Source organism: Methylobacterium sp. J-001, from assembly GCF_022829565.1.
Lineage (GTDB): Bacteria > Pseudomonadota > Alphaproteobacteria > Rhizobiales > Beijerinckiaceae > Methylobacterium.
In genome coordinates this window covers 40,592-53,960 of record NZ_JAKSYN010000227.1, presented here as the reverse complement: position 1 = coordinate 53,960, position 13,369 = coordinate 40,592, and the positions used below count along the sequence as shown (strand labels likewise).

Genomic DNA, 13,369 nt, shown 5'->3' with positions numbered 1-13,369 from the left:
GTCATGACTGCTCCCATCGATCCGCGCCCGACCCTTCAGCACCCGGACGACGATCCCTACCTCTGGTTGGAAGAGATCGACGGGCCGGAGGCCCTGGCGTGGGTCGAGGCGAGCAACGCCGAGACCCTGGCGCGCTACGGCGATGCCGCCTTCGCCCGGGACCGCGACACCGCGCGCACCATCCTCGACCGGCCGGAGCGCATCCCGTTCGTCTCGCGCCGGGGTGGGTTGCTCTACAACTTCTGGACGGATGCCGAGCATCCGCGCGGCCTGTGGCGACGGACCGACGCGACGAGCTTCCTCACGGATTCGCCCGCGTGGGACATCCTGCTCGACCTCGACGCCCTGGCCACCGCCGAGGGGGAGGATTGGGTCTGGGCCGGGTCTTCGGTCCTGAAGGACGGTCACGACCGCGCCCTGCTGTCCCTCAGCCGGGGCGGCGGCGACGCCAAGGTCGTGCGCGAGTTCGATTTGAGCAGCCGCAGCTTCGTGGCGGACGGCTTCGTCCTCCCGGAGGCGAAGGGCGGCGCGGCCTGGCTCGACCGCGACACGCTGCTGGTATCCAGTGCCTACGGCGACGGCATGGCCACGCGCGCCGGTTATCCGCGGACCATCCGGGCACTGTCGCGCGGCTCGGATCTGCACGCCGCCGCGGTGCTGTACGACGTGGCTGAAACCAGCATGGCCGCGTGGGGCTCCGTCGACCGGGAGACCGGCGTCGAGCGGCTCATCTTCATCGAGCAGGTCGGCTTTTTCGACACGACGATCCACCTCGGCGACCGGACTGGGCCACGCACGCAGCTCGACCTGCCCTCGGACGCCGACGTGCAGATCGACCGGAACCAGATCGCCGTGCGGCCGCGCCAGCCCTGGCACGTGGGCGGCGTCGAGCACGCGACCGACACCGTTCTGGCAATCGCCCTACCCGACTTTCTCGCCGGCAGCCGCGCTTTCACGGTGCTGTGGCGGCCGGACGAGCGTCGGGCGCTCCAGGACGTGTTCTGGTCGGCGGGACGCCTGTTCGTGCACGCGCTCGATGACCTGCGGCCGACCTACACGGTTTGCGAGCATACCGAAGCGGGATGGACGACGCGACCATTGGACGGGCTACCGACCCTGGGCAGCGTCCATGTCTGGCCCCTGGATGGCGACCCAGAGGAGTCGGACGGTACGTTGCTCGCGACCGTGCACGACCCGGTGACGCCCGCGACGCTGCTCAGCATCCCGCCGAGCCTCGAAGCGCCCACGGTGCTGCGGCGAACCCCAGCGGTCTTCGATGCGCGGGGCCTGCGGGTGACGCGCCACGAGGCGGTCTCGCTGGACGGCACGCGCGTTCCCTACGTTCAGACCGGCTCGGATGGGCTGACCGGCGAGGCGCCGCTGTACCTCACCGCCTATGGCGGTTTCCGGGTTCCGTTGCTGCCGGGCTACCAGCCGGTCTTGGGCAAGCTCTGGCTGGAGCGGGGCGGCACGAGCGTCGTCGCCAACATCCGCGGCGGCGGCGAGTTCGGCACACGGTGGCACGATGCCGGGCGGCGGGAGGGCAAGGCCCGGGCGCATGACGACTTCGCCGCGGTCGCGGCCGATCTCGTGGCGCGCGGCGTGACCCGGCCGGGCCGGATCGCCGCGGAGGGCGGCTCGAATGGCGGCCTGCTGATCGCCAACATGCTGACCCGCTATCCGGAACGGTTCGGGGCGCTGTTCTGCACGATCCCGCTGATCGACATGCGCCGCTACACCAAGCTCCTGGCCGGGGCGAGCTGGATCGCGGAATACGGCGACCCGGACGACCCGCAGGACTGGGCGTTCCTCGGCGCGATCTCGGCCTACCATGCGGCCGAGGCGGGCCGGCCCTACCCGCCGATTCTGCTCGCCACCAGCCGCCGCGACGACCGGGTGCATCCCGGGCACGCCCGCAAGATGGCGCGGAAGCTGAACGCCCTGGGCTACGACGCGTCCTTCTACGAGCCCGCGTCCGGCGGCCATGGCTACGGCAAGGACAACGCCGAGACGGCCGCGTTCCTGGCGCTCGGCCTGACCTTCCTGCGCCGTTCGATCGGCTGGGACGTACCGGAGGCCTGAAGTCCTGGTTTCAAAAGGTCGTCGACCCTTTGCGGGTGCAGGGTGGAACCCTGCCGTCGGGCTCCGCCCGATGCATCAGGGGCTCCGCCCCTGAACCCCGCCAAAGGGCTGAGCCCTTTGGAAACCCGGTTCAGCCGCGCGGGAATTCCAGGCCCATCTCGCGGTAGCGGGCGGGGTCGTCGGCCCAGTTCTCGCGCACCTTCACATGCAGGAACAGGTGGACCTTGGCATCCGCCGCCTCGGAGATTCCGATGCGGGCCGCCTGGCCGATCGCCTTGATCGTCTGGCCGCCTTTGCCCAGCACGATCGAGCGCTGGCTCTCGCGCTCGACGAAGATCGTCTGCTCGATCCGCACCGAGCCGTCCGGCCGGATCTGCCACTGGTCGGTTTCGACCGTTGAGCGGTAGGGCAGCTCCTCGTGGAGCCGGTCGTAGATCTTCTCCCGGGTGATCTCGGCGGCGAGCATGCGCAGCGGCGCATCCGAGACCTGATCCTCCGGGTAGAGCCACGGGCCGGCCGGCATCCGGGCGGCGAGCGCCCGGCGCAGATCGCCGACACCGTCGCCCTTGAGGGCCGAGATCATGAAAGTCTCGGCGAAGGGCGAGGCCGCGTTGAGCTTGGCGGCGAGATCGAGCAGCCGCTCACGCGGGATCAGATCGATCTTATTGAGGATCAGCACCTTCTCGCGCTTCACGTCGCCGAGGCGGCTCAGGATCGCCTCGACTTCCTCGTCCATGCCCTTGCGGGCATCGACCAGCAAGCAGACCGCATCGGCGTCGGCCGCGCCGCTCCAGGCGGAATGCACCATCGCCCGGTCGAGGCGGCGCTTGGGCGCGAAGATGCCGGGGGTGTCGACCAGGATGACCTGCGCCGAGCCCTCAATGAGGATGCCGCGCACCAGCGCCCGGGTCGTCTGCACCTTGCGCGAGACGATCGAGACCTTGGTGCCGACCAGGTTGTTGAGCAGCGTCGACTTGCCGGCATTCGGTACGCCGATTAGCGCGACGAAGCCCGCCCGCGCATCGGCGGGCGTGCCAGGGAGGGCCGTCGGCGCCTTCGGTGCCGGCCCCTCAACAGGGTAGTCGTCGTGCCCATCGTCGTGATCGTGTTCGGTCATGCTGTCTCCGTCGGCCCCGTCTCCGGGACGGTTCCGATCCCCTCGCGCTCCAGCAGCGCACGGGCGGCCTCCTGCTCGGCGACACGCTTCGAGGTCCCCTCACCGTGGCCTGGCTCGAGCCCCTCGACTTGTACAGCAATACGGAAGCGCGGTGCATGATCCGGGCCGGTGCGCTCGACCACTGCATAAACTGGGATCGGCAGGCCTCGGCCCATCGCCCATTCCTGCAGGGCGGATTTCGCATCGCGCCCGCGATGCGCCGCCATCGGCTCGGCCGGATGGAAATGCGCTTCGACGATCACTCGGGCCGCATCAAAGCCGGCATCGAGGTAGACCGCCCCGAGGATCGCTTCGCAGACATCGGCCAGGATCGTCTGGTTGCGCCGGCCACCACCCATCACCTCGCCCTGCCCGAGCACCAAGTGAGGCCCGACCTCCCAGGAGGCGGCCACCGCCGCGCAGGTCTCCCGGCGCACGAGGCCAGCGAGCCGACGGGATAGATCGCCCTCGTCCGCATCGGGAAAAGCGGCATAGAGCTGGTCCGCTACCGCGAGTCCGAGCACGCGGTCACCCAGGAATTCCAGGCGCTGGTAACTGCCGCTGCGACCGGTCGCTTTGCTGGTGTGGGTCAGGGCCCGGGTGAGCAGGGTCTGGTCGGCAAAGCTGTGGCCGATCCGTTCCTCCAGGACGCTGAGCGGCGGCCTGGGCTTGTGGGAACGCCGCGCCCGGGAAGACGGTCGGGCCTGTCCAGCCTCGTCCAAGTCCGGGCCGGTCAATGGATGGTCGAGAACAGGCGCGACCAGCGCACATGGGCCGGCCAGTTCCAGAGCTGCCAAGCCGGGGTGCCCTCGTCGATCGAGAAGAAGATCATCTCAGCGCGCCCGACGAAGTTGGCGAAGGGCACGTAGCCGACGCTGGCAAGGTCGCGCGAATCGGTGGAGTTGTCGCGGTTGTCGCCCATCATGAAGAAGTGGCCGCTCGGCACGGTGTACAGCTCGGTCTTGTCCCAGAAGCCGTTGTCGCCGTCGCGCTCGATCACCCGGTGGACGACGCCGTTGGGCAGCGTCTCCATGTATTGCGGGACCTTGGTCGCCTGGCCGTAGGGATCGGTTGTCTCGTAATCGGCGATCCGCTCGCGCTTGACGGCCTTGCCGTTGATGTTGAGCACACCGTCGATCATCTGAATTTTGTCGCCCGGCAGGCCGATCACACGCTTGATGTAATCGGTCGCGTTGTCCTTGGGCAGCTTGAACACCGCGATGTCGCCGCGCTTCGGCTCAGCCGCCCAAACGCGCCCATCCGCCTGGATCGGAATGTATTCCGATAGCGGCAGCGAATACTTCGAATATCCGTATGAATATTTAGAGACGAACAGGTAGTCGCCGATCAGCAGCGTCGGCACCAGCGATCCGGACGGGATGTTGAACGGCTGGAACAGCAGCGTCCGCACCACGAGGGCGATCAGCAGCGCCTGGATGCCGACCTTCAGGGTCTCGCGGATGCTGGCCCAGGTGCCGGTCTCGGCCTGTTTCATCAGCGGCTTGCCGTCGTGATCCACGCGTGCGCGTTCCATATTCAGACTCAGATTCCGTCGCCGGAGCGTGCTCCGGCGCTTCCGTTATCGCATGATGGCTTCGGAAAACCGGATTTCATTTTCTGCATCATACGCCAGCCGCCCGCGAGTCCGGGCCTCGCCGCTTGCGGCTGATCTGCGGTTGTCCCGAGGAATGCGCCGCAATCGTGTCCGCTGGTGCGGCGGTCTAGACCAAGCGCGAGCCTCCCGCAACGCGCGAGAGCGGCAGGCTAATCCATCGCCGCGGATCTCAACCGGGCGGAACCGTCGGCAAAGCCTCGATGATCACGAAGGCTTGAGCCATCGGCGGATCATCCGTCAGGCTTACATGCAACCGGCCCTCATGGCCCGGAGGCAGCATCTCGGCCAAGCGCGCGGCCGCGCCGCCGGAAAGCCGCAGGGTCGGCTGGCCGGAGGGCAGATTCACCACCTCCATATCGCGCCAGAACACGCCGTTGCTCAGCCCGGTGCCCAGAGCCTTGGCGCAGGCTTCCTTGGCGGCGAAGCGCCTGGCATATCCCTCTGCGCGGGAGGCGCGGCGGTCGCAGCGCGCCCGTTCACCATCCGTGAATACCCGGTGCGTGAAGCGATCCCCGTGGCGTGCCAGCGCGCGACCGATCCGGTTGATGTCGCACAGGTCAGAGCCGATGCCGAGGATCATGGGCGCCGCGCACGATCCATGGCGGCGCGCATATCCCGAACGGCCTGGGCGAGCCCGACGAAAATCGCCTCGGCGATCAGCGCGTGGCCGATATTCAGTTCCCGGATCTGCGGCAGCGCCGCGATCGGTCCGACGCTCTCGACCGTCAGCCCATGTCCGGCATGGATCTCGAGGCCGAGCGCGGCGCCATGCTCGGCCGCCCGCTTGATTCGCGCCAGCTCGTGCGCGAGGCGCGCAGCATCGCCCTCCACAGCGGCCTCGCAGTAGCTTCCGGTATGCAGTTCGACCACCGGCGCCCCAAGCGCGCGCGCAGCTTCCATGACGGCTGGCTCCGGCTCCACGAATAGGGAGACGCGAATACCGTCCGCGGCCAGGGCCCGAATGCGCGGGGCGAGGTGATCGCGTCCGCCGACGATATCGAGCCCGCCCTCGGTCGTCCGCTCCTCCCGCTTCTCCGGCACCAAGCAGGCGGCGTGCGGTCGAGTCGCCCGGGCTATCGCGACCATCTCGTCCGTCGCCGCCATCTCGAAATTCAGCGGGATCGTTAGATCCCGCTTCAGCGCAGCAATATCGCGATCGCGGATATGGCGGCGGTCCTCGCGCAGATGCGCGGTGATGCCGTCCGCTCCCGCCTCGACTGCCAGCAGAGCCGCCCGAACCGGGTCGGGATAGGACTCACCGCGGGCGTTACGCACGGTGGCGACGTGGTCGATGTTGACGCCGAGGCGCTGCTTATCGGTGGTCATGGGCTCATTCGTCCCGGGCCGCCACGGTCCCGCAGGCGCCCTCGAACCGCCGATATGCTGGTGTTGCGCCTCACCGACAAGACGGGCCGGCTTACAGGCCTGTCGAGGCACCCCGGTCTTGCCAGCCCGGGAAAAACCGATTATGCGCCGCCCCTCGCGTTCGCTCCGGCCGGGGGCTGAACGGATGGTGCCGCTTGCGGCATAGGGTCTTCACCGATCCGTCGTCCGGTGTCTCCGCCTTCGATCAACCGCTCGGGCCTGAAAATCGGCTCGAAGGGCTTGGCGCCGAGCGTCTCGCGAATGAACCGGCCCGAACCAGCCGCTTGTCAGCGGCCGGGCTCCTTTTGACACTGAAAGGCCCGATATGCCTCTCTACGAGCACGTGCTCTTGGCCCGGCAGGACGTGACGTCCCAGCAGGTCGAGACGATGATCGACACCTACAAGGGTGTGATCGAGCAGAACGGCGGCCGCCTCGAGAAGATCGAGATGTGGGGCGTCAAGTCCCTGGCCTACCGCATCAAAAAGAACCGTAAGGCGCATTTCGCGCTCCTCAACATCGACGCGCCCCCGGCCGCTATCGCCGAGATGGAGCGCCAGATGCAGATCTCCGAGGACGTGCTGCGCTTCATGACCGTCCGGGTCGAAGATCTCGATTCCGAGCCGTCGGCGATGATGCAGAAGCGCGACCGCGACGATCGCAAGGATCGCGAGCGCGGTCGGCGTCGTGACGATGACGGCTTCGGTGGCGGCGGCGGCTTCGGCGGCGACCGTCCGGACCGGGGTGATCGCGGTGGTGATCGTCCCGAGCGCAGCTTCGGCGGGGAGGCCTAAGCCATGGCATTTGGTGCTGGTGCTGGTGCAGGCGGCGGACGCCGTCCCTTCTTCCGTCGTCGCAAGACCTGCCCATTCTCCGGGGCGAATGCGCCGAAGATCGACTACAAGGACGTCAAGCTCCTGTCCCGCTACGTGTCCGAGCGCGGCAAGATCGTTCCGTCCCGCATCACCGCGGTGTCGGCCAAGAAGCAACGCGAGCTCGCCCAGGCGATCAAGCGCGCCCGCTTCCTCGGCCTGCTGCCGTACGTGATCAAGTAGGTCTTTAAGCTCGGCCGGCCCGGCATCTGTCCGGGTCGGCTTTCATCAAGAGCGATCTGGCATCGCTCGATCGTTGGGGCGCGGCGTCGCCTCTAACCCTGCCGGACGGGCAGCGGGACAGCGGAACCCATGGCAAACCATATCGGCATCGGTATCGGCGCGGGTCTCGTCTCCGCACTCCTGTTCGGGGTGCTGCTGAAGGCGACCCCTCTAGCGATCGTGCTCTACCTCGTAGCGCCGCTGCCGATCCTGATCGTCGGCCTTGGGTGGAGCCACAAAGCCGCTCTCGCGGCGGTGGTAGCCGGCAGCTTGGCGCTGGCCCTGGCGATCGCGCCCTTCATGGGCCTCGCCTTCGCGGCCTACATCGCCGTGCCGGCTTGGTGGCTGGCCTACCTGACGCTGCTCGGCCGCGAGACACCGTCGGGCCTCGAATGGTACCCGACCGGCCGGTTGCTCGGCTGGACCGCCGCCACGGCCGCCCTCGCCTTCATCGCCATCGCGATCTTTTCCTCCCCGAACCACGCGGCCTTCGACGCGCAGCTGCGCGGGCTCGCCCGCACGCTGGTGCAGGTGCGCGATCCAGCAGCCCGCGCGACGATCGAAAGTCGCCATGCGGAGACGCCGCAAGCCGATACCGGCGATGCCGGCTCTGACTCGGCTGCCGGGCCGGATGCGGCGCCGAAGACCAACTCGGACGAGGCCGAGGTGACGCGCAGCGAAGTCGCCGATGCCCTTGCACGGGTGGTACCGGCCTTCGCGGCCAATGGGCTCGCGCTGCTCCTGACTTTTTATCTCTGGGCCTCGGCCAAGATCGTGAAGATCTCGGGCCGGCTGCCCCGCCCCTGGCCCGATCTGCCCTCCACCGCCATGCCGCGCGCGACCTTGGTGACGCTGGCGGCCGCCGTGCTGATGTGCTTCGCCCCCGGCTTTATCGGCGTCTTCGGCGTCGCGCTGGTTGGCGCCTTCAGCGCGGCCTTCGCGCTCCAGGGGCTTGCCGCCTTCCACGACCGCTCGCGCGGCCGGCCGGGGCGCGGGCTGATGCTGTTCGGCATGTACCTGATCCTGTTCGTGACCCAGGGCGTCGCCCTGGTGGCACTCACCCTGTTCGGCCTGGCCGACACAGCCCTCAATCGCCGTCGTCCCAAGGACAACCCGGCGCCCTGAGTCCCCGGCCCCTGAGGCCAACCCACTGAAGGAGTAAAGACGATGGAAGTGATCCTGCTCGAGCGCGTGGCCAAGCTTGGCCAGATGGGCGAGACCGTGAATGTCCGCCCGGGATTCGCCCGCAACTTTCTGCTCGCTCGCGGCAAGGCCTTGCGCGCGACGGAAGCCAACAAGAAGCACTTCGAGGCGCAGCGCGCCCAGCTCGAGGCTCGCAACCTCGACCGCAAAAAGGACGCCGAGGCCGTCGCCGAGAAGCTGAACGGCCAGAGCTTCATCCTCATTCGCCAATCCGGCGAGACCGGCGTGCTCTACGGCTCCGTCTCGACCCGCGACCTCGCGGAGGTTGTGGCCAAGGAAGGCTTCACGGTCGATCGGGGTCAGTTCATCCTCAACCAGCCGATCAAGACGCTGGGCCTGCACACCGTCCCGGTGGTGCTGCACCCGGAAGTTGAGGTGCAGGTCACCGTTAACGTCGCCCGCAGCCCCGAGGAGGCCGAGCGTCAGGCCCGCGGCGAGTCGGTCACTGAGCGCGAAGCGTTCAACCTTGACGACCTCGGCCTGGAAGTCGGCATGGCTCTGGCCGATGCCGGCGAAGGCGCCGACGACCGCGGCTGATTCGTTCGGGGCTTCCCCGCGTGCGCCGCTTCGCAAGAGCTTTGGGTCCTTGACGGAGCGGCGTCATCCACCGCGCTGTATACCGGTGGAGATTGGGGATCTTCCGTCCTGAGACTTGACACGTTCCAGTTTTGTTCCAGCATGGACGCCCGCCCCTCGTAAGAGTCGGCGGGCGTTTGTTTGTCCGGGCCGAGGCCGGGACGAACCAACCGTAGGCCAAGGCGTCGTCCCGATTGGGCGGCTTCCAGCGGCAGACGATACAAGACCAAAGACCTAGAGCCTCATAGCGGAACCGAAATCCGTCTCGCGGCTCCAGGCTTCGGTAACCTTACCGTGGCCAAGGTCACGCGGTGTGATCCTGGTGCGCCCGTCCCGGCGCCTGATTCGGAGTCGTCTGCCGATGGCCCTGCCCAATGCGCTCACGGCCAAGCTGGAAGCGGTTCAAGCGGAGTACCGCGTCGCTCCACACAACATCGATGCGGAGCAGGCGCTGCTCGGCGCCATCCTGGTGAACAACGACGCCTATTACCGGGTGTCGGACTTCCTCCTGGCCGAGCATTTCATGGAGGATGCCCACCAGCAGATCTTTTCGGTGGCAGCCTCCCTGATCCGGGCCGGCAAGCTCGCCACGCCTATCACCATGAAGACCTATCTGGGCGACGCCGATTTCGGCGGCCAGACGGTGATGCAGTACCTCGCCCGGCTGGCGGCCGACGCGACCACCGTGATCAACGCCGGTGCCTACGGTCGGACAATCTACGATCTCGCCATCCGCCGCCGCCTGATCACCATCGGCGAGGATCTGGTGAACGGCGCCTACGAGGCACCGGTCGAGCAGGCGCCCCGAGACCAGATCGAGGAGACCGAGCGGCGTCTCTACGAGCTCGCCGAGGCCGGGAAATATGACGGCGGCTTCCAGAAGTTCTCGGACGCGCTGACCGCCGCGGTGGACATGGCCGCCAAAGCCTACCAGCGCGACGGCAAGCTCTCGGGCATCGCCACCGGCCTGTCCGACCTCGACGCCAAGATGGGTGGCCTGCAGCCGTCCGACTTGATCATCCTCGCGGGCCGCCCGGCCATGGGCAAGACCTCGCTGGTGACCAACATCGCCTTCAACATCGCCAAGGCGTATCGCGGCGAGAAGGCGGCCGACGGCACGATGCAGACTGTCAACGGCGGCATCGTCGGGTTCTTCTCCCTTGAAATGTCGGCCGAGCAGCTCGCCACCCGTATCATCGCCGAGCAATCGGGCGTGCCCTCGTACAAGATCCGCCGCGGCGACATCCGGCCAGAGGATTTTTACAAGATCACCGACGCAGCGCGGGATATGCAGACAATCCCGTTCTACATCGACCAGACCGGCGGCATCTCGATCGCCCAGCTCGCCGCCCGGGCCCGGCGTCTCAAGCGCCAGAAGGGCCTGGATCTGCTGATTGTCGACTACCTGCAGTTGCTCTCCGGCTCCGGCAAGCGCAGCGACAACCGCGTGCAGGAGATGACCGAGATCACCACAGGCATGAAGGCGTTGGCCAAGGAGTTGGCGGTGCCGATCATCGGCCTGTCGCAGCTCTCGCGTCAGGTCGAGAACCGCGACGACAAGCGCCCGCAGCTTTCAGATCTGCGTGAATCGGGCTCGATCGAGCAGGACGCCGACGTGGTGATGTTCGTGTTCCGCGAGGAATACTACGTCAACAACAAGAAGCCCCGCGAGGGCACCGAGGAATTCTTTGCCTGGGAGGCGGAGATGAACCGCGTCCATGGCAAGGCCGAAGTCATCCTGGGCAAGCAGCGCCACGGCCCGACCGGCACGGTGGAACTGCAGTTCGACGCCAACATCACCCGGTTCTCGAACTTGGCCCAGAGCGAGCGGCTACCCGAGCAGATGTGATCGACCCTGTTGCGGCGGCCGAGCACCGCCGCGAACCATCGTCAGATCAGGCCGTTGTGCGGAGGACGATTTTTCCGCAGCGCAGGATCGACGATGAGCGAGCCGACACCTCCGAAGATGCCATACTGGCACGTCTATACCGACGCGGAGGGGGTAAGCCGCCAGGAGCTCTTCTCCATTGAGCGCTTCAAGTTCGAGGGGATCAATCCCGAAACGGCGCCCCAGTGGAACGACAAGATGGAACCGGCACCGTCGGTGGTGACCTTTACGGTCCTGCCGGTCGGCTGGATTGGCGAGTGGCATGAGAACCCGCGGCCGCAATGGATCGCGATCCTGTCGGGCCGCTGGTTCGTGGAGACGATGGACGGCCACCGGGTTGAGATGGGCCCGGGTGAGTTGATGATGGGCGAGGACCAGAACACCAAGGCGCGCGACGGCAAGAAGGGCCACCTCTCCGGCACCGTGGGCGACGAGCCCTGCACGATGATCGTCACGGGGCTCCAGGTCGAGCCGACCGTGAACCAGCCCGGTCGCTTCAAGTAAGGGCCGCACGATGGACGGCATTGAGCTGACCCAGCCGCGCTTCAAGGCGTATGTGCTGCCGAACGCGCCGCTGGAAAAGCTCGCCGAGGGCTTCGCCTGGACCGAGGGACCGGTCTTCTTCGGGGACCGCAACGAGCTGCTGTTCTCGGATCTCCCCAACAACCGGGTGATGCGCTGGACGGATGCGGGCGGCCTCAGCGTCTACCGCGAGGCCGGCGATTTCGAGAACGGCCACGCCCGGGATCGGCAGGGACGGCTGCTCTCCTGTTCGCACCGCAGCCGGCGCATTCACCGCACCGAACTCGACGGCAGCATCACCGGCTTGGTCGAGCACTACCAGGGCCGGCGGCTGAACTCGCCCAACGACATCGTTTGCAAGTCCGACGGCACGATCTGGTTCTCGGACCCGCCCTACGGCATCCAGACCGATTACGAGGGCGGCAAGCAGGAGTCCGAGCTACCAGCCGCACTCTATCGGTTCGACCCGCGTGACGGCTCTCTGGGCGTGGTCGCGGATGATTTCCAGGGCCCGAATGGCCTGTGCTTCTCCCCCGACGAGCAAAAACTCTACGTCGTCGAGACCGGGCTTCAATTCGCCGCCGATCCTGTCCAGCAGGTGCGCGTGTTCGACGTCGCCGAGGATGGCCGCTTGTCGAGGGGAAAGGTGTTCTGCACGATCGCGCCGGGCAATGCCGATGGCATCCGCTGCGACGAACACGGCAATCTCTGGTCGAGCGCTGGCGACGGCGTTCACTGTATCGATCCCAGCGGCGAGCTGCTCGGCAAGATTCTGGTCCCCTCGACGGTGGCAAATCTCGCCTTCGGCGGCCGCAACAACAGTCGTCTGTTCCTCTGTGCCTCGCACACGCTCTACGCGATCTACACTAACGTGCGCGGAGCACGTCTGCTGTGAGCGGCATCCGGGCCATCACCGGTTTCAGCCGCACGGTCGCGGATCTATCGGTCACAGAGGCCTTCTATCAGGACGGGCTCGATTTCCAGCGGGTCGCCCCGCCGGAGCCGGTACCAGATGCGCAAGCCGAGGCGATGGGGCTTGCGGGGCGGCAGGCAACGCAACTGCGCCTGCGGCTCGGCGGCCAGATTGTAACCTTCCTGGCAGTCGAGCCGCCCGGCGCGCCCTACCCCGCTGATCCGGCGGCGACAGATCCGTTCTTCCAGCACCTCGCGATCCCGGTGCGCGACATGGATGCCGCGATGGCGCGGCTCGCCCGGTTCGGGGCGGCCCCGATCAGCCGGGGCGGCGCGCAGGTCCTGCCAGCATCCTCCGGGGGCGTCACCGCCTACAAGTTCCGCGACCCGGACGGCCACCCGCTGGAGCTGATCTTTTTTCCCGACGGTCCTCCAGCAAAACGCTGGCGCAACGCACCGGGCCTATTCCTCGGCATCGACCATTCGGCGATCACCGTAACCGATCTCACTGCGGCCCTGACACTCCTCACCGGCCCCCTCGGCCTCACGGTCGCGCAGACCGGGCTGAACCGGGGGCCCGAACAGGTGCGGCTCGATGGGGTCGACGATCCGGAGTTGGACGTGATCGCGCTCGCCCCCCCTGTATTCGCGCCGCATGTCGAAGTGCTGCATTATCGACGGCCGATCATCCGGAGAGCCTCCCCAGCCCCGTTTGGCCCGGCTGACCGCGCCTCGACCCGTTTCATCTTCGCGGTAGACGAACTGGAGGGTCTGGTGTGGGCGTTGCGCAAGGCGGGGTTGGCGCCACGGGCGTCGGGCGATGGCTCAGTTGCCTATTGTGCTGGGCCGGACGGGCATGGGTTCCTATTGATGAACGCCTGATGCCCCCAAACGACTGCGGTGCGCCCGGCACTTGACGCGCCGCCCCTCCCGCGTCCAATCCGGCCGCCCCGGAGG

General features: G+C 67.3%; 14 protein-coding genes. 9 read left to right on the top strand and 5 right to left on the bottom strand.

Going from position 1 to position 13,369, the window contains the following annotated elements:
- The first annotated feature begins 3 nt into the window (after window positions 1-3).
- Window positions 4-2,082 (top strand): prolyl oligopeptidase family serine peptidase, encoded by a 2,079-nt coding sequence (locus tag MKK65_RS29825; protein ID WP_243961812.1) that lies wholly within the window; start codon window positions 4-6, stop codon window positions 2,080-2,082.
- Between the two features lie 130 nt (window positions 2,083-2,212).
- Here the strand turns inward: MKK65_RS29825 and era are convergent, their stop codons facing one another.
- The 5 genes from era to MKK65_RS29800 all read right to left on the bottom strand — a co-directional run bounded on the left by era (window position 2,213) and on the right by MKK65_RS29800 (window position 6,179).
- Window positions 2,213-3,199: a GTPase Era gene (gene era / locus MKK65_RS29820; RefSeq protein ID WP_243961811.1), complete on the bottom strand. Its 987-nt coding sequence runs from the start codon at window positions 3,197-3,199 to the stop codon at window positions 2,213-2,215.
- On the bottom strand, window positions 3,196-3,975 hold the full coding sequence (rnc, locus tag MKK65_RS29815; RefSeq protein WP_409565525.1) for a ribonuclease III: 780 nt from the start codon (window positions 3,973-3,975) through the stop codon (window positions 3,196-3,198). Before rnc ends, era begins: the two co-directional genes overlap by 4 nt.
- Complete coding sequence (gene lepB / locus MKK65_RS29810) at window positions 3,972-4,772, bottom strand: signal peptidase I (protein ID WP_058194718.1); 801 nt, start codon at window positions 4,770-4,772, stop codon at window positions 3,972-3,974. Before lepB ends, rnc begins: the two co-directional genes overlap by 4 nt.
- 250 nt (window positions 4,773-5,022) lie before the next feature.
- Window positions 5,023-5,433, bottom strand: coding sequence for a holo-ACP synthase (acpS, locus tag MKK65_RS29805; RefSeq protein ID WP_243961809.1), 411 nt, complete (start codon window positions 5,431-5,433; stop codon window positions 5,023-5,025).
- A complete protein-coding gene (locus MKK65_RS29800) occupies window positions 5,430-6,179 on the bottom strand; it encodes a pyridoxine 5'-phosphate synthase (protein WP_243961807.1) in 750 nt (249 codons plus the stop codon). Before MKK65_RS29800 ends, acpS begins: the two co-directional genes overlap by 4 nt.
- Window positions 6,180-6,543: 364 nt before the next feature.
- On the opposite strand from MKK65_RS29800, the gene rpsF reads away from it, so the two are divergent.
- The 8 genes from rpsF (at window position 6,544) to MKK65_RS29760 (ending at window position 13,294) form a co-directional block, all read left to right on the top strand.
- Window positions 6,544-7,011: a 30S ribosomal protein S6 gene (rpsF, locus tag MKK65_RS29795; protein WP_243961806.1), complete on the top strand. Its 468-nt coding sequence runs from the start codon at window positions 6,544-6,546 to the stop codon at window positions 7,009-7,011.
- 3 nt (window positions 7,012-7,014) lie between these two features.
- A complete protein-coding gene (gene rpsR / locus MKK65_RS29790; protein WP_091712669.1) occupies window positions 7,015-7,272 on the top strand; it encodes a 30S ribosomal protein S18 in 258 nt (85 codons plus the stop codon).
- Between the two features lie 129 nt (window positions 7,273-7,401).
- The gene (locus MKK65_RS29785; RefSeq protein ID WP_243961805.1) at window positions 7,402-8,436 is read left to right on the top strand and encodes a hypothetical protein; all 1,035 of its coding nucleotides are present in this window, start codon (window positions 7,402-7,404) and stop codon (window positions 8,434-8,436) included.
- Between the two features lie 42 nt (window positions 8,437-8,478).
- Complete coding sequence (rplI, locus tag MKK65_RS29780) at window positions 8,479-9,051, top strand: 50S ribosomal protein L9 (protein WP_058194724.1); 573 nt, start codon at window positions 8,479-8,481, stop codon at window positions 9,049-9,051.
- A gap of 400 nt (window positions 9,052-9,451) precedes the next feature.
- Entirely contained in the window at window positions 9,452-10,939 is a 1,488-nt protein-coding gene (locus MKK65_RS29775) for a replicative DNA helicase (protein WP_058194725.1), read from the top strand.
- 93 nt (window positions 10,940-11,032) lie between these two features.
- Complete coding sequence (locus tag MKK65_RS29770) at window positions 11,033-11,482, top strand: cupin (RefSeq protein ID WP_058194726.1); 450 nt, start codon at window positions 11,033-11,035, stop codon at window positions 11,480-11,482.
- 10 nt (window positions 11,483-11,492) lie between these two features.
- Window positions 11,493-12,395, top strand: a complete 903-nt coding sequence (locus MKK65_RS29765; protein WP_243961804.1) for an SMP-30/gluconolactonase/LRE family protein — start codon at window positions 11,493-11,495, stop codon at window positions 12,393-12,395.
- Window positions 12,392-13,294, top strand: coding sequence for a VOC family protein (locus MKK65_RS29760; protein ID WP_243961803.1), 903 nt, complete (start codon window positions 12,392-12,394; stop codon window positions 13,292-13,294). The genes MKK65_RS29765 and MKK65_RS29760 overlap by 4 nt, the downstream gene beginning before the upstream one ends.
- Window positions 13,295-13,369 lie beyond the last annotated feature (75 nt).